Source organism: Paraburkholderia sp. Ac-20342 (genome assembly GCF_017104985.1).
GTDB lineage: Bacteria > Pseudomonadota > Gammaproteobacteria > Burkholderiales > Burkholderiaceae > Paraburkholderia.
In genome coordinates, this window is sequence record NZ_JAAGPQ010000004.1 from 1 (window position 1) to 19,803 (window position 19,803).

At 64.8% G+C, this 19,803-nt stretch carries 21 protein-coding genes; 5 read left to right on the forward strand and 16 right to left on the reverse strand.

Annotation, left to right across the window (positions count from 1 at the left end):
- A partial coding sequence (locus G3N58_RS02325) for an HAD-IC family P-type ATPase (RefSeq protein WP_205998381.1) occupies nucleotides 1–677 on the forward strand: 677 nt, incomplete at its 5' end.
- A gap of 157 nt (nucleotides 678–834) precedes the next feature.
- On the opposite strand, the gene G3N58_RS02330 is transcribed toward G3N58_RS02325, so the two are convergent.
- The 6 genes from G3N58_RS02330 to G3N58_RS02355 form a co-directional block, all read right to left on the reverse strand.
- On the reverse strand, nucleotides 835–1,446 hold the full coding sequence (locus tag G3N58_RS02330; protein WP_167039031.1) for a flavin reductase family protein: 612 nt from the start codon (nucleotides 1,444–1,446) through the stop codon (nucleotides 835–837).
- A 65-nt stretch (nucleotides 1,447–1,511) separates the two neighbouring features.
- On the reverse strand, nucleotides 1,512–2,387 hold the full coding sequence (locus G3N58_RS02335; protein WP_240162832.1) for a 3-hydroxyacyl-CoA dehydrogenase family protein: 876 nt from the start codon (nucleotides 2,385–2,387) through the stop codon (nucleotides 1,512–1,514).
- A gap of 200 nt (nucleotides 2,388–2,587) precedes the next feature.
- Complete coding sequence (locus tag G3N58_RS02340) at nucleotides 2,588–2,893, reverse strand: hypothetical protein (RefSeq protein ID WP_167039027.1); 306 nt, start codon at nucleotides 2,891–2,893, stop codon at nucleotides 2,588–2,590.
- A 449-nt stretch (nucleotides 2,894–3,342) separates the two neighbouring features.
- Complete coding sequence (locus G3N58_RS02345; protein ID WP_167284087.1) at nucleotides 3,343–3,501, reverse strand: hypothetical protein; 159 nt, start codon at nucleotides 3,499–3,501, stop codon at nucleotides 3,343–3,345.
- Nucleotides 3,502–3,884: 383 nt separating this feature from the next.
- Nucleotides 3,885–5,312, reverse strand: coding sequence for a hypothetical protein (locus G3N58_RS02350; RefSeq protein ID WP_205998382.1), 1,428 nt, complete (start codon nucleotides 5,310–5,312; stop codon nucleotides 3,885–3,887).
- A 206-nt stretch (nucleotides 5,313–5,518) separates the two neighbouring features.
- The gene (locus G3N58_RS02355; protein ID WP_205989010.1) at nucleotides 5,519–6,205 is read right to left on the reverse strand and encodes an MgtC/SapB family protein; all 687 of its coding nucleotides are present in this window, start codon (nucleotides 6,203–6,205) and stop codon (nucleotides 5,519–5,521) included.
- A 290-nt stretch (nucleotides 6,206–6,495) separates the two neighbouring features.
- Here G3N58_RS02355 and G3N58_RS02360 point away from each other — a divergent pair, with 290 nt between their 5' ends.
- Together G3N58_RS02360 and G3N58_RS02365 are read left to right on the forward strand one after the other, a co-directional pair.
- The gene (locus G3N58_RS02360) at nucleotides 6,496–7,635 is read left to right on the forward strand and encodes an AGE family epimerase/isomerase (protein WP_205998383.1); all 1,140 of its coding nucleotides are present in this window, start codon (nucleotides 6,496–6,498) and stop codon (nucleotides 7,633–7,635) included.
- 314 nt (nucleotides 7,636–7,949) lie between these two features.
- On the forward strand, nucleotides 7,950–8,153 hold the full coding sequence (locus tag G3N58_RS02365) for a cold-shock protein (RefSeq protein WP_167039016.1): 204 nt from the start codon (nucleotides 7,950–7,952) through the stop codon (nucleotides 8,151–8,153).
- Nucleotides 8,154–8,311: 158 nt separating this feature from the next.
- On the opposite strand, the gene G3N58_RS02370 is transcribed toward G3N58_RS02365, so the two are convergent.
- Complete coding sequence (locus tag G3N58_RS02370) at nucleotides 8,312–9,934, reverse strand: methyl-accepting chemotaxis protein (RefSeq protein WP_205998384.1); 1,623 nt, start codon at nucleotides 9,932–9,934, stop codon at nucleotides 8,312–8,314.
- 268 nt (nucleotides 9,935–10,202) lie between these two features.
- Between G3N58_RS02370 and G3N58_RS02375 the strand changes: the two genes are divergently transcribed.
- Nucleotides 10,203–10,637 carry a PaaI family thioesterase gene (locus G3N58_RS02375; protein ID WP_167039012.1) on the forward strand — a complete coding sequence of 145 codons (435 nt, stop codon included), beginning with the start codon at nucleotides 10,203–10,205 and terminating at the stop codon, nucleotides 10,635–10,637.
- Between the two features lie 151 nt (nucleotides 10,638–10,788).
- Here G3N58_RS02375 and G3N58_RS02380 read toward each other — a convergent pair whose 3' ends face one another.
- The 7 genes from G3N58_RS02380 to G3N58_RS02410 all read right to left on the reverse strand — a co-directional run bounded on the left by G3N58_RS02380 (nucleotide 10,789) and on the right by G3N58_RS02410 (nucleotide 16,015).
- A complete protein-coding gene (locus G3N58_RS02380; protein ID WP_205998385.1) occupies nucleotides 10,789–11,637 on the reverse strand; it encodes an ureidoglycolate lyase in 849 nt (282 codons plus the stop codon).
- Between the two features lie 48 nt (nucleotides 11,638–11,685).
- Nucleotides 11,686–12,429: an SDR family oxidoreductase gene (locus G3N58_RS02385; RefSeq protein WP_167039008.1), complete on the reverse strand. Its 744-nt coding sequence runs from the start codon at nucleotides 12,427–12,429 to the stop codon at nucleotides 11,686–11,688.
- A gap of 76 nt (nucleotides 12,430–12,505) precedes the next feature.
- A complete protein-coding gene (locus tag G3N58_RS02390) occupies nucleotides 12,506–13,336 on the reverse strand; it encodes an amidohydrolase family protein (protein WP_205998386.1) in 831 nt (276 codons plus the stop codon).
- Between the two features lie 7 nt (nucleotides 13,337–13,343).
- Nucleotides 13,344–14,384 carry an aldo/keto reductase gene (locus tag G3N58_RS02395; protein WP_167039004.1) on the reverse strand — a complete coding sequence of 347 codons (1,041 nt, stop codon included), beginning with the start codon at nucleotides 14,382–14,384 and terminating at the stop codon, nucleotides 13,344–13,346.
- A 278-nt stretch (nucleotides 14,385–14,662) separates the two neighbouring features.
- Nucleotides 14,663–15,064, reverse strand: coding sequence for a DUF1493 family protein (locus G3N58_RS34455; RefSeq protein ID WP_167039002.1), 402 nt, complete (start codon nucleotides 15,062–15,064; stop codon nucleotides 14,663–14,665).
- On the reverse strand, nucleotides 15,036–15,437 hold the full coding sequence (locus tag G3N58_RS02405; RefSeq protein ID WP_205998387.1) for an STM2901 family protein: 402 nt from the start codon (nucleotides 15,435–15,437) through the stop codon (nucleotides 15,036–15,038). Before G3N58_RS02405 ends, G3N58_RS34455 begins: the two co-directional genes overlap by 29 nt.
- A gap of 104 nt (nucleotides 15,438–15,541) precedes the next feature.
- Nucleotides 15,542–16,015 (reverse strand): type VI secretion system tube protein Hcp, encoded by a 474-nt coding sequence (locus G3N58_RS02410; RefSeq protein WP_205998388.1) that lies wholly within the window; start codon nucleotides 16,013–16,015, stop codon nucleotides 15,542–15,544.
- Nucleotides 16,016–16,350: 335 nt separating this feature from the next.
- Between G3N58_RS02410 and G3N58_RS02415 the strand changes: the two genes are divergently transcribed.
- On the forward strand, nucleotides 16,351–16,896 hold the full coding sequence (locus tag G3N58_RS02415) for a hypothetical protein (protein WP_167038999.1): 546 nt from the start codon (nucleotides 16,351–16,353) through the stop codon (nucleotides 16,894–16,896).
- A 19-nt stretch (nucleotides 16,897–16,915) separates the two neighbouring features.
- Here G3N58_RS02415 and G3N58_RS02420 read toward each other — a convergent pair whose 3' ends face one another.
- On the reverse strand, nucleotides 16,916–19,495 hold the full coding sequence (locus tag G3N58_RS02420; RefSeq protein WP_205998389.1) for a GNAT family N-acetyltransferase: 2,580 nt from the start codon (nucleotides 19,493–19,495) through the stop codon (nucleotides 16,916–16,918).
- The gene (locus G3N58_RS02425; protein ID WP_205998390.1) at nucleotides 19,492–19,764 is read right to left on the reverse strand and encodes a hypothetical protein; all 273 of its coding nucleotides are present in this window, start codon (nucleotides 19,762–19,764) and stop codon (nucleotides 19,492–19,494) included. Before G3N58_RS02425 ends, G3N58_RS02420 begins: the two co-directional genes overlap by 4 nt.
- Nucleotides 19,765–19,803: the final 39 nt, after the last annotated feature.

Genomic DNA, 19,803 nt, shown 5'->3' on the forward strand with positions numbered 1-19,803 from the left:
CCGCGCTTGGCGCGCGCGCCCGCCAGCTCGAAGCCGCCGGCAACACGGTCTCGTGGCTGATGGCACGCGCGCCGCAAGCGCCGCGAGCGCTCGCGCTGATCGCATTCGGCGACACCGTCAAACCGTCGGCGCGCGCGGCCGTCGAGCGGCTCGAACGCATGGGCATCCGCAGCGTGCTCGTCACCGGCGACAATCGCGGCAGCGCGGCGAGCGTCGCGCAGGCGCTCGGCATCGGCGAATTCCACGCCGAAGTCCTGCCCGACGACAAGGCCCGTGTGATCCGCGACCTGAAGATGCGCGACGCCGGCATCGTGGCGATGGCGGGCGACGGCATCAACGACGCGCCCGCGCTCGCCGCCGCCGACATCGGCATGGCGATGGCGACCGGCACCGACGTCGCGATGCACGCGGCCGGCGTCACGCTGATGCGCGGCGACCCGGCGCTCGTCGCCGATGCGATCGACATCTCGCGCAAGACCTGGCGCAAGATCCAGCAGAACCTGTTCTGGGCGTTCGTCTACAACCTGATCGGCATTCCGCTCGCCGCGCTCGGTCTGCTGAACCCGATGCTCGCGGGCGCGGCGATGGCGTTTTCGAGTGTGAGCGTCGTCACCAATGCGCTGTTGCTGCGCACGTGGCGCGGAGCGGCGAACCATCGGAGCGGGCGGGTGCGCTGAGCATCGCACCCGCCCGGGCATGCCGTTCGCCGGATGTGTGCCGCTCGGCCCGCGCTCAGCCCAATATGCCGGCGGCGAACAGGGCAACAACGTTTCAGGCGTCAACGCCGTCACGAAAGCGCGGTTGCCGCCGCACGCATGGCACAAAGCGAACCGCCTACGCGGTCGGCCGGAACATCTGGAACATCGCGCCGATCTCGGCGTAGTCCGCGCGATAACCGGCACGCATGATCGGCTGCGCGGCATGCGTGTCGAACAGGCCGTCCTTCAGATACTGCTCGTCGATATGCACGCCGACCACCTGGCCGAGCGCCAGGTAGTTCCCCACCGGTTTGCCGTCGAGGTCGTGCAGCTCCATGATCTGCAGCAGCTTGCATTCGAGCGCGGCCGGCGACTCGCCGACGTGCGGCACCGCGACGTTGCGGCCCGGCGCGGGCGTGAGCCCGGCCAGCTGAAACTCGTCGACGTGCGACGCAACCGGCGCCGACGAACGGTTCATCTGCTCGGCGAGCGGCCGCGTGGCGAGATTCCACACGAATTCGCCGGTGGCTTCGATATTGGCCATGCTGTCCTTGCGGCCTTCGCTGCAAAAACCGATGATCGCCGGCGGTGCGGCGAACAGGCCGAAGAAGCTGTATGGCGCGAGGTTGAGCGTGCCTTCGCTATCGCGCGACGAAATCCAGCCGATCAGCCGTGGCGCGACGATGGCCTTGATCGGATCGTGAGGCAAACCGTGGCCGGCGGCGGGATCGTAAAAGTAATGAGACATGACGTAGCGTTGGGTTGGTGTGTGACAAGTTGCCTGAAAAAAACTTACTTAGCGTGAATATTGCACTAGCCGCGGCCGATCACGCGCTTACGCCCTTCCCTGACGCGCGCAAGCCGCGCTTCGTCCCACTCGTGAAAGCCCGCGCCGCTGCGCACGCCGACCCGCCCAGCGTCGACCTGCGCGCGCAGCAGATCGATCACGTCCTCGTCCTTCGCGAGCTGCGGCATCAGATGCGAGGCAATGTCGACGAAAGTGTCGAGCCCGCCCATGTCCGCGCTCTCGAACGGACCGACGATCCCCCAGCGGCGTCCGAGCGAGGCCTTCATCACGCGGTCGACCACCTCGGGCGTCGCCGCCCCCGACCGGACGATGTTCAGCGCCTCGCGCAGCACCGCGAACTGCAGCCGGTTGCCGACGAAACCCGGAATCGCCTTCGCGAGCACGACCGGCTCCATGCCGATCGCGCTCATCAGTTCGGCGGTCCGCTGCGTGACTTCGGGCGCGGTCGCGCTGCCGGGCACGACCTCGACGAGCGGAATCATGTGCGGCGGGTTCCAGAAATGCGCGATCACGAAGCGTTCCTTCGCGCGCAGCGGCGTGGCGAGCCGATCGGGCGGGAAGCCGCTCGTGTTGCTCGCGAGAATCGCGTCCGCGGCAAGCAGATCGGTCAGCGTCGCATAAAGGCGATGCTTCAGTTCGAGCACCTCGGGAATCGCCTCGATCACGAATTGCGCCGACGCCATCGCATCGAGTTGCGCGTGCGTTTCGATGCGCGCGAGCGCCGCCTGTTTGTCCGCATGGACGATGCGGCCCGCATCGATCAATTCGTCGAGCACCGCTTCCGCTTTCGGCGCGACGCTCGCGAGACGCGCCGGGTCGACGTCGTGCACGATTGTCCGGTATCCATGCAATGCGCTCTGCGTCGCGATGCCGACACCCATCAGGCCCGTGCCCACCACGCCTATCGTTGCGTTCTGCGTTGCGTTGTCCACATGCGCTCCTGCTGCCGTCGATGAAAGCTCCGAAGCATAGCGCAGCATGCGCAAAACGCACGCCCAGATGCGCCGAAGCCGGCCTTCCCGCGAGGGAAAGGCCGGCTTCGTGGACTCACGCCGCGAGAGGCGGCGCCGTCATGCCTGCATTAATAGTGGCGCGGGGGCGGCGGACGATGATCGTCGCGGTGATGCGGATCGTAGTCGTGCGGATGATGGCGCATCCAGTCGTCGTGCGCCCAGTAGCGATGGCCGTCCCAATAGCGGTCGCCATGCCAGCCGATGTTGATCGACACGCCCACCGGCACCATGTGCGGCTGGCCGTAGACGACCGGCGCCGGGCCGTTCTGGATGTACATGTGATCCTGGGCGAATGCGCTGCCGGCTGCGAGCAGTGCGCCACCGGCGAGCAGCGTTGCGATAACCGAGCGCGATGCCTTGCTGAAAGTTTTCATGATGACCTCCCGTCAAAGTTTTATTCAAGCCAGCGTCCGTGCTGTTCGGCTTGCCCGTTCGGGATCGATTGGGCTCGAACCAGACGCCGTACGCTTGAGAGGCACTTTAGCGGCCCGCGGCGCATGAAGACGTGAGCACTTGTAAGCGCGCATTTCTTAGATAGGGACGGATGACTCAGGGCGATTTTCGCTTTCGAGCCCCGTTCACCAAGGCTTACAGCCCGATTCCTCAACGCGGCCCGGCGAATCGGTGTGAGCGGCCGTTACATTCATTTCGCCGGAGAAATATTTCGTAAGGACGAGAGCGCCCGCAACGTCGCCCGCACGGCATGGCGGCTCAAAAACAAAAAGCCACGATTCGCTGATGCGAACAGTGGCTTCATTGAGATGCGCACCCGAAGTGCGCGCCCCGGCACGTTATGTTTGCGCCTGAGACGGTGAGGCAGCTTTTAGTCGGTCAGCTTGATGCCGAACAGCGTAGCTTGCGTGCGGCGCACACGGTCCGCTTCGCGGCTGCGCGCTTCGTACGAGTAGTCCGCATCCAGCGGCAGATGGGGCGACGCAAAGAGGTCGCTGACCTTTTGGAACAGTGCAAAGATGAAGCTCATGGCGACTCCCGGTTAGTGACTGCGTTTCTAGGGTTTTCCCTTATGCGTAACTATAGGGTTTTCCCCAATAAAAAGCTAGTGCAACGCAGCATTTTTTCGGTGTGGCGCGATGTCACGGCCTGTTTCGGTCATGATGCGTTGCATCAGGACAACGCCCCCGATTTAACGTTTGGGCGGTTTGGGGCGTGTTTGCGGTTAAACAGGTGACCGCTGGAAGGTTGCGGGCGCGCGGCGGGCAAGGGAACGAGTCGCCGCCTGGACAAGCGGCGCCGCGGTGTGAGTTTCGGGTGGGCACTTCGCCTCGGAGCCGCCTCGGGCACGGGCGATGGGGCCATCATGAAGCGCCGGCGCGCCCGCCTTGCACGGCGCGGCGGCGAGAATCATCAGTGCGTCGGGGCGGGTGCCTTCGCCCGGTGGCCGTGCGGCGGGCGGACGCTGTGCCGGCCATGAGCCGTCTGCGTCGCGGCGACCTGCTGGGGTGCAACCGGTGCCGTGGCCGCTGGCGCTGACGGGGCGGTGGCCGCAGCCACCGCCGTATGCGCGTCGAGCAGGCTGACCATCGCCGCCTGCTGGTTCTGCATCATCTGCTCGATGCGCTGCTGCTGCGCCGTGGTTTCGCGCGTCAGGCGCATCAGCAGCAGCGTTTGCGCAACGCCGATCGCAACCGTCACGAGCAGCGCGCCGACCACGATCGACAGCATCCATTTCATACGGCGCGAATGATCGGTCGCGGCGCGGCGCTGATCGGCGATCACGCCGTAAAGCGCATCGACGGTATCGGCAAAGGCGGTCGCCCGCGCGCGATCGAGTTCCGGCTCGGCGCGATGTGCGTCGCGCCACGGTGTGGCGAAGGCGGCGGGAGTGTCGAGCGACGCGGGTGCGGGTGCGGGTGCGGGTGCGGGTGCGGGTGCGGGTGCGACAGTAGACGCGGCAGCCGAAGGCTTGTTCGGCTGCACATCGCGCTGATCCGTGAAAACGGTGGAATCGACCGCAGCAACGAATGCGTCACGCGCTTGAGCCGAAACGTCCACAGCGGATTGACTTGTGGTGTTCGCGCCCGCGTGACTGTCAGGTGCCTCGCGCGAAGCCACCGCGGCCTTCGTGGACGTCGCGGCAAAACGCTGCGACGGCTTGCCGCCGCCCACGGCCGGCGCGGTGCCCGAACCCGCCGCGGCTCCTGCTTCCGTCGCCTGACGCAGCGCGGTCACGCTGCGCGCGACGGTAGCCGCCATCGTCGAGGCAAGCGGCGCGGACTGTTCGCGCGCGGCTGCGGCGGCTGAGTCGCCGGCAGTCGCATCGGCTTCCGGCGCCGCTTCGCCTGAAGCACCCGAGGCCTTCGACTCCTCCGCAGCCCCCGCCGCATCCACCCCACCGCCCGCTACCTCACCCGCCGGCACAACCGCCACTCCCGGCTGCGGCTCGATATCGAACCCGCTCAACTGCGCATTGACCGGCTCCGCCACATCGGCCTTCGCCGCACGCGGCGCGCGGCGCGCCGCCTTGTCGGGCGATGCGTTGTCGTCGAGCGCACCGACGGCCTGCAACACCACGTCGGGCAGCTCGAAGCCATGCAGCGTGCCCTGGCGAATGTCGATATTCATCGCTTCGAGCCGCGCGCGAGTCGGATCGTCGGGGAACAGGTCGAGCGTGCTGTCGTCTCGCGCGGCGCCGCTCAGTTGCGCGAGGCGTTGTGCCGAGCGCGCCGCGCGCGCCAGCTTGTTTTCGGTTTCGGTGGAGACGGCGCCCTGCCGCTGCTTCTTCGAAGCAGCGCGCCTGGGCTTGGACTGCGGGGATACTACTGAATCTGCCATAGAGAAAAAAGCGGTCGTCGCCGGGAACGGGGCGCCGGATACCGCTCGTCATTGCCATTGGAATTTTTAGACCCCGCATTGTCGCACGGCGCTCCGCCCGTGCCGAAGCCATTCGCCGACGATTTGCGCCGCTTCCGCCCATCCCCCATCTCACGACGCCTCACGGAAAATCACGCCGAATCACAACGCCGTATTACAACACCGCGTCACGACGTCGCGTCATCCTGGCGAAACTGCCTCACACCGTGCAGTTGCCGCAAGCGTGCGCAGATCGAGTCGTATTCCACATTCGACACGCGGTGCAGCGTAATCATCACCTCGTCGCACTCGGGCGCGTCATCGCTCTGCTGCATCACGAACTGCTTGACGCGCGGGCTGGCGGCGCCGAGTTCGTCGTGCAGCGAGTGAAACGTGAGCGCGCCGCGCTCGACGATCATCGTCAGTTGGCGGCGCTGCTTGACCGTGATGAAGCGCCGCTCGAGCGGCTTGATACCGGCGAGGATGATCAGAATGATGATCGTCGCGGCAATCGACGCCGTGTACAGCCCGCCGCCGACCGCAAGCCCGATCGCCGCGACCGACCACAGGCTCGCCGCGGTGGTCAGCCCGCGCACGATCTCGCCGCGCAGCAGAATCGAGCCCGCGCCGAGAAAACCGATGCCCGACACGACCTGGGCGGCCATCCGCGACGGATCGAGCACGACGTGTTCACCCTGCAGCACTTCGGCGAAGCCATACGCGGACACGATCATGATGAGCGCCGAGCCGACGCAGACCAGCATATGCGTGCGCAGTCCCGCTGCCCACGAAAGCCGCTCGCGCTCGAAGCCGATCACGCTGCCGAGCGCCGCGGCCAACACGAGACGGGAGACCAGTTCGAGATTGCCGAGCATGGTTGTTCCTCCTTATCTGAAATGAGCGCGGGGCCGCTCGCTTCGCTCATGCTTCATCGCGCGGCTTCATGCCCCTTTCGCGGTCCACCTCGCACGCGAACTCCGCATCGCGCATGCGTCGTGCATGTCACAGACTCATGCCGACGTCCGTGCCAGCGCGAGACGTTTGCTTTATGCTAAGCCGCACATTGGCGCGCCCGAGCCGCTGCCTTGAATCGCTGTCCTGAATCACTGCCTTGCATCGCCGCCCTCAACGCCACGCCGAAACGCCGCACCCGCCCCATCCGCCTATGCCGAGCCCGACCCCGCCCTTCGCCACGACCACCACCGCCACGACAGCGACCGCGCTGCGCGGGCACTTCGCGAACGTGGTGCTGCCGATGTGGCGCGGCTCCGGCTTCAACACCACCCTGAAGCTGCCGTACGAAGCGCTCGACGCCGGCGATCATCGGCCGCTGCCCGCGCAGCGCTATCGGGCGATGGCCTGCGCGCGACAGTTGTTCACGTTTGCGCAGGCGGGCGACATGGAGCATGCGCGCGTGCTGTTCGATTCGCTGAAGCACACCTTTCAGGACACCGGCCACGGCGGATGGTTCTACAGCGTCGATGCGCTCGGTGTGCCGCTCGACACCACCAAGGACCTCTACACGCACGCGTTCGTCATCTTCGCGTGCGCCGAATACGGCCGGCGCTCCGGCAATCGCGACGCGCTCGCGCTCGTACACGGCACGACCGCGCTGATCCAGTCGAACTTCGCGGCCGACGACGGTCTGTTCAACGCCGCGCTCAGTGTCGACTTCTCGAAAGTCACCGGCACGCCGCTGCAAAATCCGCTGATGCACCTGACCGAAGCGTGGCTCGCCGCCTGCGAGGCTACCCACGACAACGCCTTCGGCGCCGCGTTGCGCCGCCTGGCCGACGCGGTCGCGCGGCATTTCGTGCATGCGCCGAGCGGCTGCATCGCCGAATTGCCGATCGGCGCAAGCGACAACCGCCTCGAGCCGGGGCATCAGTTCGAATGGTTCTGGCTGGTCAGGCAGGCGGGCAGCCTCGTCGACGGGACGGGCCTCGCCGAAGCGCTCGCGCGCGCCTTTACCTTTGCGCGGCAGCACGGCGTGGACCCGCACAGCGGCGGCGTATGCGCCGCGCTCGACGAAGCCGGCCATATCAAGGACGCGACCGAGCGGATCTGGGCGCAAACGGAATATCTGCGCGCGCTCGCCTGTCACGACGACCCGGCCGTGCGCGCCGCGTTACCGCAACAGATTGCGCTCTTCGCGCAACGGTTTTTGCATTCGCGCGGCTGGTTCGAATGCAAAACATCGGCGGGCGAAGTGGCGCGCGCGGACATGCCGTCGACCACGCCGTATCACCTCGCCACGGCGTACGCGGCACTGCCCGCCGCCGCGGAATCAGAAACGAGTCCTTAAGCGAAATTAGAAGAAAATAAACGAAGATAGCTGGCCAAACGAATCATCCGAAGACAAACGTCTTTGGCTGAAAAAACGCGCTGCCGCTCTTCACAGGAAGTGGCCGCAAGCCGGTCTCGCTGGTTTACCCTGACGACAAAACAATGCCTTTCGAAGGCTTTTCGGGCGTCAAAAAATATCAGAACCGGGGAATACCCGGATACGGGTTGATTGGCGTCCGTCATAAAGACGTGATACAACTCTCCCCTCGCGCTTTGCCTCACGTCGAGGGATAACGAACGCGAATGCAACACACAACATTTATTGGATCAAAAATGGCAACAGGTACTGTTAAGTGGTTTAACGATGCAAAGGGCTTTGGCTTCATCACCCCGGACGACGGCGGCGAAGACCTGTTTGCACACTTCTCGGAAATCCAGTCATCGGGCTTCAAGTCCCTGCAGGAAAACCAGAAAGTGACGTTCGAAGTCAAGCAAGGCCCGAAGGGCAAGCAAGCTGCGAACATCCAGTCGGCCTAAGTACTTCCGTACTGTCAGGACGACCTGGATAGCGCGCATAGGTGCCTTTTCCGGCACCTGCCGCATCTAACGCAAAATGGCTCGCTTGCGCGGGCCATTTTCTTTTTGATGCTTTTTCGATGCGCTTTTCAATACCTGCTTTTCAAAGCGCTACCGCATTAAATCGCATGCATTGCGCTTAATCCGAATTCCGCATTCGCGGCCGGCATCGCGCCCGGCTGTTGCGTGCGCAACACAGTTTCCGAAATTTCGAACACCGAGACGGCCTGCTTCAACTGCTGCGTCTGCTGATGCAGCGAAGCCGCCGCCGCCGCGGCCTCTTCGACGAGCGCCGCGTTCTGCTGGGTCATTTCGTCCATCTGCACGACCGCCTGGTTCACCTGCTCGATGCCGGTGCTCTGTTCGAGCGACGACGCGCTGATCTCCGCCATCATCTGCGTGACGCGCGAGATCGACGCCGACACGTGGCTCATCGCCTCGCCGGCGCGCTCGACGAGCGCCGAGCCGCCCTGAATCTCGGCAACCGACTCGCTGATCAGCGTCTTGATTTCCTTCGCCGACTGCGCGCTGCGCTGCGCGAGTCCGCGCACCTCGCCGGCCACGACCGCGAAGCCGCGGCCCTGCTCGCCCGCGCGCGCCGCCTCGACGGCCGCGTTCAGCGCGAGGATGTTGGTCTGGAAGGCGATGCCGTCGATCACCGAGATGATTTCGGCGATCCGGTCCGAGCTTTGCGCGATGCCGCGCATCTTGTCGACCACCTGGTTGACCACCTCGCTGCCGCGCGAGGTCGCGTCGAGCGCGGTCTCGGCAAGCGCGTTCGCTTCGCGCGCGTGATCCGCGTTCTGGCGCACGGTCGCGGTCAGTTCTTCCATGCTCGACGCGGTTTCCTCGAGCGAAGCGGCCTGGTTTTCGGTGCGCGCCGACAGATCGGCGTTGCCGGTGGCGATTTCATCGGCGCCGATATGGATCGAGTCGGCCGATTCGCGCACGCTCTGCACGGTGCGCGCGACGCTCGCCTGCATCGCCGCGAGGCCCGAGAACAGGCGGCCGATCTCGTTGGTGCCGCGCGCGGCGATCGGCTGATCGAGACGCCCTTGCGCGATGCGCTCGAAGTGGCGGCCCGCCTCTTCGAGCGGCGCGACGACACCGCGGCGCAGCGCCGCGTAGACCGCCAGCGTGCCGCTCACGAGCACGAGCAGGATCACGACGCTGACGATGCGAAACGCCGCCATGCGCGCATCGATCGAATCGAGCGACGCGCGGCTCGCGGCGTCGCCGAATTGCACGAAGTTGTGCACTTCCGTCAGGTAGGCGTCCTGGAACGACTGCGTCGGCTGATCGAGGAAGGCCTGCAGGTTGTTCGAATCGAGGTCCTGCGCCAATTCGGCGAGCGCGTCGTGCAGCTTCTTGTAGCGTTCGGCGAGTGCGGCGGCGCGCGCGGTGTTTTCGCCGCTGGTTTTCTGCGCGCCCGTGAACGCCGCGAACGACTGCTCGGCGGCGGTAAGCTGCTCGCGCGCATGCTGCACGATATCGGTCGGCTCGGTGCCGCCGCGCGCCATGCGCGTGCCGGCGCGCGACAGGTTGATGCGCACGTCCATCAGACGCTGCGTCGTCTGGTTGACCGCATTCACCTGTTTCAGCGCGATGTTCGAAAGCTCGCCGACGTCGTCGTGCGAACGCGTCAACGACCAGAAGCCGAGACCCACCGTGACGAGCTGGAATACGCAGAACGCGACCAGAACACTTAAGAGGCCGGATGCGACCTTGATCTTGCTGAACATCGTGGACACCTGAAGGGCAAAGGGTGACGAGGAATACACCAGGGTTTACGGCAGGCTGACGCGCAACTTGAGGCCAAGTTCAGCAAACAGCGCGCTATGTCCACGGTTCATCGGCGATCGTCGAAATTAGAGTCGTTTTGCGCAACAATGCAGCATGTATTTTGCGAAATCGCCTTGACGCGATGCAGCCACGCTTCCTAGAGTGGGTAGGGACCGCGCGGAGTACGCCGCCGCGGATGCCCGCACGGGCCTTCCCCAAGGAACGACGATGACCGACCTTCTCGACCGGGCGCGCGGCGCACTGCACGCCCAGCCGTTCAGCATGCTGCTCGGCGCGGAATTGATGCACGCCGACGGCAACGAACTCACGCTGAGTCTGCCGATTCGCGATGAGCTGAGGCAGCAGCATGGCTTCGTGCACGGCGGCGTCATCAGCTATCTCGCCGATAACGCGCTGACCTTCGCTGGCGCGCTGTCGCTCGGCCCGAAAGTCGTGACCGGCGAATACAAGATCAACTATCTGCGCCCGGCGGTGAACGGCATACTGATCGCGCGCGCGAGCGTGATTTATGCGGGCCGGCATCAGGCGACCTGCCAGTGCAGCGTGTTCGTGATGGACGGGAATCGCGAAAAGCTCGTCGCGGTCGCACAGGGAACGGTGAATCGGATCGGCCAGAATGGGGACGACGTGCCGGCGGGGTAGCCAGCCGTACCGCGCGTGGCGCAAAGCGCCGGCTGAAGTGGAGATGCATACGAAAAAAAGCCGTTCCCGTAAAAGGGAACGGCTTTTTTTACTGGCCGCGGCATCCGCGCGCCGAAACCGACGCGCGCGCGGCCTTCGAGCGTCGTGCGGCTTATTCCGCCGCGTAAGTCTTCTGCGTCTGCTCGCCGAGACCCTCGATACCGAGGCGCACCGTCTGCCCCGGCTTCAGGAACACCGGGTTCGGCTTCACGCCCATGCCGACGCCCGGCGGCGTGCCGGTCGAGATCACATCGCCCGGTTGCAGGCTCATGCACTGCGACACGTACGACACCAGTTGCGCGACGCCGAACACCATCGTCTTCGTGCTGCCGTTCTGGTAGCGATGGCCGTCCACTTCGAGCCACATGCTCAGGTTCTGCGGATCGGCGACTTCATCGCGCGTGACGATCCACGGGCCGATCGGGCCGAACGTGTCGAAGCCCTTGCCCTTGTCCCACGTGCCGCCGCGCTCGATCTGCCATTCGCGCTCCGACACGTCGTTGATCACGCAATAGCCGGCCACGTAGTCGAGCGCGTTCGCTTCGTCGACATACTTCGCCGCCTTGCCGATCACGACGCCGAGTTCGACTTCCCAGTCGGTCTTCTTCGAGCCGCGCGGAATTTCGATGTCGTCGTTCGGGCCGCTGATCGCGCTCGTCCACTTGTTGAAGATGACCGGCTCGGTCGGCACCGGCAGATTCGATTCCGCCGCGTGATCCGCGTAATTGAGCCCGATGCAGATGAACTTGCCGATCTTGCCGACGCACGGACCCATGCGCGGATTGCCTTCGACGACCGGCAACGTGGCCGGATCGAGCGCGCGCAGTGTCGCGAGGCTTGCGTCGCTGAGCGCTGTGCCGTCGATATCGGCGACCACCTTCGACAGGTCGCGAATCTTGCCTTGCGCGTCGAGCAGGCCCGGCTTTTCCTGGCCTTTCGGCCCATAACGAAGCAGTTTCATCGTTGCACTTCCCTTTACGTTCAGTAGTGTTGCGTCAATCAGGCAGAATCAGTTCGACCAGCCGCCGTCGATCACATGGGCCTGGCCCGTCGTGAAGGACGACTCGTCGGACGCGAGATACAGCGCCAGCGCGGCGATTTCTTCCGGCTTGCCGATGCGGCCCATCGGCTGGCGCGCGACGAAAGCGGCCTGCACCGCGTCGAGCGTCGCGCCCTGCGCCTGAGCCTGCGCGGCGATTCGCTGTTCGAGCGACGGCGAGGACACCGTGCCCGGGCAAATCGCGTTACAGCGTACACCACGCGTGACGAAGTCCGCGGCGACGGCCTTCGTGAGCCCGATCACCGCGGCCTTCGACGCGCCGTACGCGAAGCGGTTCGGCACGCCCTTCACGCTCGACGCCGCCGACGACATGTTGATGATCGAGCCGGCGCCCTTCTCCAGCATGCCCGGCAGGAACGCGCGGATCATCCGGTACATCGCCTTCGCGTTGAGGTCGAACGCGAAGTCCCAGTCTTCCTCGCTGCATTCGAGGATGTTGCCCGCATGCACGAAGCCCGCGCAGTTGAACAGCACGTCGACCGTGCCGACCTCGGCGGCGAGCGCCTTGATCGCCGCGCCGTCGAGCACGTCGAGCTTGCGCGCCTCGACCGGTTTGCCCGCGAGTCCGTCGATGCGGATGTCGGTGGCGATCACGCGCGCGCCTTCGCGCGCGAACAGTTCGGCGGTGGCGAGACCGATGCCTTGTCCCGCCGCGGTGATCAGGGCCGTTTTGCCGGCCAGTCTTTGTGTCATCTACGACTCCAGTTGGGTGGGCTGCTAACGTTGCTGAGTTTCCTGAATGGCCTGAATGGTCTGGGATGGCCAGCGCTCAGAGCCGGTAAAACGCGGCGGCGTTCCCGCCGAACACGGCGTTGCGCTCGGCGTCGCTCAACGACGCGAGCAGCGTAGCCGCCACCGAATGCCAGAGCAGATAGTCGCCGTTCAGTTCGAGCACCGGCCAGTCGCTGCCCCACATCAGACGCGCGGGGCCGAACGCCTCCAGCAGATGCTCGACGTAGGGCCGCAGCGTGTCCTCGGTCCAGCCCGGCGACGCCTCGGTCGCGAGCCCCGAGAGCTTGCAGTGCACCTGAGGCAGCGCGGCGAGACGCGTGATCGCATCGCGCCACGCCTGATAGCCCGCCTGGCCGTAACGGATCGGCGGCTTCGCGCCATGATCGACGACGATGCGCAGCGCCGGAAAACGCTGCGCGAAGGTTTCGACGTACTGGACATGGCGCGTGTAGATCAGCGCATCGAAGGCGAGATCGTGCGCGATCAGCGCGTCGACGGCAGGCGCGAGATCGGGGTTCGCGATCCAGCTGTCGTCGGGATGGTCCTGCAACATCGGCCGCACGCCCTTGAACTTCGGCTCACGCGCGAGCGCCCCGATCAGGTCGGGCGCGTTCGGCAGCAGCAGCGGCACCCAGCCGACCACGCCGGCAATCGACGGCTCGTGCCGCGCGAGGTCGAGCAGATAGCGCGTTTCGTCGAGCGTGGGCGCCGCCTGCACGACCACGGTCCGCTCGACGCCCGCCTGCTCGCGCAGCGGCCGTAGATCCGCGGGGCCGAACGGCCGGTAGAGAATTTTCAGCTCCGGCGTGAGCCACTCGTAGTCGCCACGCGCAGGGTCCCAGTAATGCTGGTGAGCGTCGATCGGCATGATCCAGTCAATCCTTGGGGGCGGGGGCGCGCGCGTCGAGCAGACCCTCATCGCGCAACGCGGACCACAAGGCCGCGGGGATCGGCTGCTCGAACGACGCGACGTTCTCGCGCAATTCGTCGGCACTGCGCGCGCCGGTCAGCACGGTGGCGACCGCCGGATGCGCATACGGAAACTGCAACGCGGCGGCGGCGAGCGGCACCTGATGCGCGCGGCAGACCGCCTCCAGACGCGCGACGCGCTCGATCACGTCGGGCGGCGCGTTGCCGTAATTGAACTTCAGATCGCCCGCGACGCCGCGCGCCAGAATGCCCGAATTGAACGCGCCGCCTAGCAGGATGCCGACGCCGCGCGCTTCGCACGCGGGCAGCAGATCGTCGAGGGTGGTCTGTTCGAGCAGCGTATAACGGCCGGCCAGCAACGCGCAATCGATATCGAACTCGGCCAGCGTGTCGAGTATGACGGCGCCTTCGTTGACGCCGAGGCCGACCGCCTTGATCGCGCCCGTCGAGCGCAGCCGGTCGAGCGCGCGAAAGCCGCCGCCTTCGGTCAATTGCCGCCAGTAGTGCGGGTGCTGAGCGCCGTGCGTGAGCCGGCCGATGTCGTGCACGAGCAGGATGTCGATGTCGACGATGCCGAGGCGCTGCTGGCTATCCTCGAACGACCGCAGAATGCCGTCGTGCGTGTAGTCGTAGATCGCTTCGAACGGCAATGGATTCTGCCAGCCCTCGCGGTCGTCGAACGGCGTGGTGCGCGGCACGAAGCGGCGCCCCACCTTGGTGGAAAGCACGTACTCGCCACGCGGATAACGGCGCAACGCGGTGCCGAGCCGATGCTCGGCCTTCGTGTTGCCGTAGTGCGGCGCGGTGTCGAAGTAACGCACGCCGGCGTCCCATGCGGCGGCGATGGTCGCATGAGCCTCCTCGTCGGACAGATCGTGGTACAGGCCGCCGAGCGGCGCCGTGCCGAGACCCAATCCGCTCACTTGCAGCGAGCCGCGGCCGATACGGCGCCGCTGCCCGATCTTCGAACCGATCGCTGCAGTCATTGAGCGCGTCTCCTTGTTGACCGGAGTGAGGGCTTTCTTGGGCTAGCGATCCGAAGTGGGTGCTTGAGCGCCTACTCGGGTCCCGTGCGAAGCTCTTTCTCCGGTTCCATGCCTGGGTGTCTGGTGTTTTACCATGCGCGAACGGGATTTGCCCACTGCGTTACCGGATTGATGCAGGGCGGGTTTTGATTGGAAGGGGAACGGGTAGACGCGTGCACTTCGCGATGGACTCAACGCCGTTGCAAAAAAAGCCCGTATGTCAGCGGGCCGTTCGGTTATTACTTTTCCGGCTCCATCAGGCGTTGGCTATCCCACATACCGAGTTCGATAGCACGTTGGAGCATCCCGGCCGTTAGTTTTGTCGATTCGTTTTTTTCGCGTATCTCTTTGCGAAATTTTTTGAAGAACAGCGCGAATAAAAGCGTGCATACGGTAGAAAAAATATTGACGCTCTCTCCATCAAAATACTTATCGTATGTAAAGTCGCCGCTCCTGATCTGGAATACCTCGAAGAAGTCGGGAAAAAAATGTACGGCATCGTGTCCATCCATTCCCAAATCCCATCGAATATCCATATCAGGCCGCAATACCTCACGCAGAGACAGATATTTCCGCTCTCTCAGGAATTTCTCGAGCTGTTGCCATGCCTCTTTAGCCGAGTGTTCCGACCGTTCGATCACTGATTCTGTCCTCTGGTTTTGCGAGCTTGTTGAAGTGCAAAGTAGTCGTGAGATCAATCATAACAACGTCATAAACCAGGATCATCGCGCCAATTTGAGGCGTCCATCGACCTACAACGGCCCCAAGATTGCACGTCATTGAAAAGCGCAAGGCCGCCATAGACTGATTGGTCAGCGTTGGAACTCTAACTGGAAGATTGAAATCAAGAAGCTCCCTGGCGATCTGCGATGCGATGGAAATTCCGGGCGTAGTGCCCGCAAATTTCTGTCTGGTTGTGAGAAACGGCTGACCGATCAAGAATGCAATAATCGCAGCAACATCCGCCGCGCCCAGTCGCTTACATATTTCCTCCGTCAGCACCGCAATGTACAACTCACAGGCCGTAAGATCATTGCGTCCCCATACGAATAGTGATTTACTGGAGACGTTGACTCGTCGTTTAGTAGCCGCTCGTATTCATTCATTGCTGCGTAATCTCAACTGACATTATTCTGCTTCACATCAATCAACGCAGTCACTGTCCCCCGACTGCCGCCAGTCGCGCTTTGCACTACATATTCCTTCTCGATGCGTGCAAACGACAGCGCGACAGGCTCCAAATCCAGGCCGTCATTGGCCGCCGGCTCAACGTGCGAAACAATCACGTCGTACAGCGTGATTTTCAGATACTCCAGAGGAGCACCGCCGGCCTTACGCATGGTGAGCACGGCCTTAGGAACATGTGTTCCCCGAAAACAGTAACTCGCCAGATTAGGACTTGCACGATCGATCCTGTGTACGAAATGCAAATCCGAAACTGTTGCCCTAGCTGCACCACGACCCGAACCGGAATGCATGCTGGACTGCTGTGTGATTTTCCAATTCCAACCAAGAACCTCGATTTCATCAGGATACGTTGTGTCCTGCGATGCACCGGTGATACCGTCGATCTTGATAAAGATATCGGCCATTTCAATTTCCGTTTATTTTCGAATTTCCTTGACGACTCCTCGCTACCGATTCTAATTGCGGATTCATCTTAAATTTCAATATTTAATTTCGGGATAGTCATTTTTAACAATCTAATTGTGTCGCCCCTGTTAGCCAAGGTAATCAGGGCATTTCCTGTCGGGCCGCACGCTATTCGTTGCTCTGCGCTCAACGCCACGAACCGCTACACCCCAACATTCATGGCGCGGCCCCAGTTTCACTCCCGGCATCGTGACCACTCCCCCACATGGTTTAGAATGGCGGCCCTTCCAAAATTACGCCGCATGAGCAGACTCGTGCGCGCATCGATTGAGCAATGGCCAAACTTCTGACCGATTCCGAATTTCAGCGCTTTTCCGAACTCCAGCAGAAGCAGTCGAGCTTCACGATCACCCCTGAAGAAGCCGACGAACTGCGCGACATCGTCGCTCACGCGCAAAAGCGCCGCGACGATCGCGCCGCCGCGATGCAAAGCATCGAGACCTTCATCCAGCAATTCGACATCACGCCCGACGAGCTGTTTTCTTCCGAACAGATCGGCGAAGCGGCGCGCACCTTCGGCCTGATTCCGGCCGCGCGCAAGGAGCGCGTGCTGCCGCCGTCGCTGACGTTCAACGGCAAGCCGTATCAATGGACGACGCGTGCGCTGCCCGACGAAATCCGCGTGCCGCTGTTCGATGCGTTCAAGGGCGGCGAGTCGGTGAAGTCGTTCATCTCGACGCTGAAGGATGCGAACCGTTGTGCGGCGACGATCGCGCGGCTCGAGCGCGAAACCGGCGCGGTGTACGCGCAGGCCTGGCTCGACGAACTCGCCGTGACGCGCGCGCAGGTCGACGAGGCCGCGGGGAAGCTGGCGGCGTAAGCCGGGCTGGCTCAACCGCTCAACGCGCGGGCTGCGGCTCCCCGAACTTCGGCCCGCTCTTCGCATCCGCCTCGATGCTTTCGTCGAGCGCCATCCGGAAGCCGACCACGCCGGGATCGTCAGTCCGCGTAATCGTGAAGCCGCTCGACCTCGCGAGCGCGATCATCGCGCCGTTCTCGCGCAACGCCTCGCCCACCAGCCAGTGAGTGCCGCGCGCCCGCGCGTACGCGATGATCCGCTGCATCAGCAACTGGCCGAGGCGCCGGCCTTTCTGGTCCGAGCGCACGGCCACCGCGAATTCGGCCGTCTCGTTGTCGGGATCGGCCACCGCGCGCACCACGCCGAGCGTCTGCGCGACGCCCGCTTCGTTGTCGATCGTCGCGATCAGCGCCATTTCGCGGTCGTAGTCGATCTGCGTCATGCGCGCGAGCTGCGAATGATCGAACGCCCCGACCGCGCCGAAGAAGCGCAAGCGCAAATCCTCGGGCGTCATCGCCTGCACGAAGTCGCGATGCGCGATTTCGTCTTCGGGACGAATCGGCCGCACGGTCACGCGCATGCCGTGCCAGTCGAGCGTCTCCTCGAAGCGGCGCGGATACGGCACGATCGCGAGGCGGCTGCGCTGCGCGCCGAGACTCAGCACGGGATCGACCACCATCACACGATCCGCGTAGACCCTGAGCCGCAACGCAATCCCGACGATCTCGCGCACCTCGCAGACCGCCTGCGAGAGCGACGTCAGCGCCGCGAGCGGCGGCTCCGGCGCGACGAGCCGCGCGTAGTGCGAACGCGTGACGATATCGCGCGCGAGCATCGGGTTGAGCGGCGGCAGGCCGTAGACGCGTATCGCCTCGAACACGCCATCGACGGGCGGCGTGGTGAAGCGGAATACGGGGCCGAAGTTGTCGTCATCGTGGAGTTCGACGGTGATGTCGACGATGGGATTTGGGGGCTGTGCCGTAGCGTTTACCGTAGCGCTTGGCGTCGTACTGGCGGTGTTGCCTGGCGCGCTGCCCGTTGCCTCATCTGTTGCTTCGTTCGTTGCGCCGCCTGTTGCGCCGCCTGTTGCGCCATCGACCACGCCGCCCGCCGCATGACTTGCCGCGCGCCGCGCCGCGTCCGCGCCCTCATGCCCCTCCACCTGCAAGCCGAAGCGCCCCAGAAACCGCGCCGCCGCGGCCCCCGCGAGCCGGCTCTCGCCCGCCGCCAGCGTCTCCCGGACCTGCGCCTGCGCCGCGTCGATCGCCTCGGGAATCCGCGCGGGCAAACCCTCCGGCGTTTGCATCAGCAGTTCGCGGCCGAGCCGGTAATCGACGAGACGCGCGAACGCGCGCGCGAGCCGCTGCGGCGTCGTATGAACCGGAATGCCCTGCGCGTGCAACGCGTCGCGCATCGTCGCATCGACGCCGCCGAAGAAGCACGCGAGCAGCCCTCGATACGCGAAACGCTGATGCTCGATCAGCGCCTGCGCGACTTCGCCAACCGGCGCGCCATGCGTCGGCGCGTGGACCACGAACGCGGTGCCCGTGTCGCGATGCTCGGCGAGCAGCTTCAGCGCGGTGCCGAAATGCTCGGGACGCGCGTTGTCGCCGAGTTGCAGCGGATTGCCGCCGACCGCGTGCGGCAGCGCTTCCCGCAGCGCCTCCGACACCTCGGCGGGCCACGGCGCGAGCATGCCGCCGGCGGCCGCGAACGCATCGCAGGCGAGCGTCGCGAGCCCCCGGTCGCTCGTAATCAGCGTCGCGGTGCCGCCCGCCGCCACGCGCCCCACGCCGAGCGTTTCGATTTCGTCGAGCAGATCGTCGAGCGCATCGACGCGCACGAGGCCCGCGCGCCGGAACGCGGCGGTGTAGAGGCCATCGGCGGGATCGGCGCGGCCCGAGCGCAGCGCCAGCACCGGCTTGTTGCGCGCCGCCGCGCGCGCGGCCGACATGAACTTGCGCGCGGCCCGCACGCTATCGAGTTCGAGCAGGATCGCGCGCGTGCCGGGATCGCTCGCGAGATAGTCGAGCACGTCGCCAGCGTCGACGTCGGCTTCCTCGCCGAGCGCCACCGCATGCGAAAAGCCGAGCCCGCGCGCTTGCGCCCAGCCGAGCACGGCGTTGGTCAGCGCATTCGACTGCGACACCCACGCGACGCCGCCCGCCTTGACCGTGCACGACGGCGCGCCGAGATGCGCGCCGAGCGCCGGCGACACCACGCCGAGGCTGCCCGGCCCGACGATGCGCAGCAAATGCGGCCGCGCCGCCGACAGCGCCTGCCGCAGCGCGAGCCGGCTTTCCTCGCCGCGCGCCTCGCCGACGATGATCGCGGCGCGCGTGCCCATGCCGCCGAGCCGATGAATCAGCGCGGGCCACGTCGCGGGCGGCGTGCAGATCACCGCGACGGTAGGCGCTTGCGGCAGATCGCCGGCATCGCGAATCACCGCGTGGCCGCCGAGCGTTTCGTACTTCGGATTGACCGGCCACAGCGGGCCCGTGAAGCCGCCTTCGAGCACGCGCGCCCAGACCATCGCGCCGGTACTGCCCGGCCGCTCGGACGCGCCGATCACGGCGACGGATTTGGGTCGGAACAGGGCGTCGAGATTGCGAACGGTCACGGGCGCTCCATGCGGTTGGAGTGGAAAAGAGCCGGCTTCGCGACGAGGCGGGCGCTTCCGTCAGCATAGGCGAAGTCGGACGCGCATTCCGGATTGCCGGTGATGGAGCGGTATGTGCAGGCGCTGGGGGCTTGGCTGCGGGATGAGGTGCCGAAAATGCGGCGATGCGTGTGGTTGACGCACTGCGCCGCAGTATCGCGGTGTCGCGATGTTCCGCGCTGCAAAGAAAAAAACCGCGTCGATATGAACCGACGCGGTTTTTTCTCCATGCAGCACTGAAAAGCTCGGAGGCGAAGCGGCGAAAAGCG

Excerpts from the sequence above, each read along its gene's own strand:
- G3N58_RS02330 (WP_167039031.1), bottom strand. The coding sequence starts at position 1,446 with ATGTCTCATTACTTTTACGATCCCGCCGCCGGCCACGGTTTGCCTCAC.
- G3N58_RS02335 (WP_240162832.1), bottom strand. The coding sequence starts at position 2,387 with ATGGGTGTCGGCATCGCGACGCAGAGCGCATTGCATGGATACCGGACA.
- G3N58_RS02340 (WP_167039027.1), bottom strand. The coding sequence starts at position 2,893 with ATGAAAACTTTCAGCAAGGCATCGCGCTCGGTTATCGCAACGCTGCTC.
- G3N58_RS02345 (WP_167284087.1), bottom strand. The coding sequence starts at position 3,501 with ATGAGCTTCATCTTTGCACTGTTCCAAAAGGTCAGCGACCTCTTTGCG.
- G3N58_RS02350 (WP_205998382.1), bottom strand. The coding sequence starts at position 5,312 with ATGGCAGATTCAGTAGTATCCCCGCAGTCCAAGCCCAGGCGCGCTGCT.
- G3N58_RS02355 (WP_205989010.1), bottom strand. The coding sequence starts at position 6,205 with ATGCTCGGCAATCTCGAACTGGTCTCCCGTCTCGTGTTGGCCGCGGCG.
- G3N58_RS02360 (WP_205998383.1), top strand. The coding sequence starts at position 6,496 with ATGCCGAGCCCGACCCCGCCCTTCGCCACGACCACCACCGCCACGACA.
- G3N58_RS02365 (WP_167039016.1), top strand. The coding sequence starts at position 7,950 with ATGGCAACAGGTACTGTTAAGTGGTTTAACGATGCAAAGGGCTTTGGC.
- G3N58_RS02370 (WP_205998384.1), bottom strand. The coding sequence starts at position 9,934 with ATGTTCAGCAAGATCAAGGTCGCATCCGGCCTCTTAAGTGTTCTGGTC.
- G3N58_RS02375 (WP_167039012.1), top strand. The coding sequence starts at position 10,203 with ATGACCGACCTTCTCGACCGGGCGCGCGGCGCACTGCACGCCCAGCCG.
- G3N58_RS02380 (WP_205998385.1), bottom strand. The coding sequence starts at position 11,637 with ATGAAACTGCTTCGTTATGGGCCGAAAGGCCAGGAAAAGCCGGGCCTG.
- G3N58_RS02385 (WP_167039008.1), bottom strand. The coding sequence starts at position 12,429 with ATGACACAAAGACTGGCCGGCAAAACGGCCCTGATCACCGCGGCGGGA.
- G3N58_RS02390 (WP_205998386.1), bottom strand. The coding sequence starts at position 13,336 with ATGCCGATCGACGCTCACCAGCATTACTGGGACCCTGCGCGTGGCGAC.
- G3N58_RS02395 (WP_167039004.1), bottom strand. The coding sequence starts at position 14,384 with ATGACTGCAGCGATCGGTTCGAAGATCGGGCAGCGGCGCCGTATCGGC.
- G3N58_RS02410 (WP_205998388.1), bottom strand. The coding sequence starts at position 16,015 with ATGGCCGATATCTTTATCAAGATCGACGGTATCACCGGTGCATCGCAG.
- G3N58_RS02415 (WP_167038999.1), top strand. The coding sequence starts at position 16,351 with ATGGCCAAACTTCTGACCGATTCCGAATTTCAGCGCTTTTCCGAACTC.
- G3N58_RS02425 (WP_205998390.1), bottom strand. The coding sequence starts at position 19,764 with ATGGAGAAAAAACCGCGTCGGTTCATATCGACGCGGTTTTTTTCTTTG.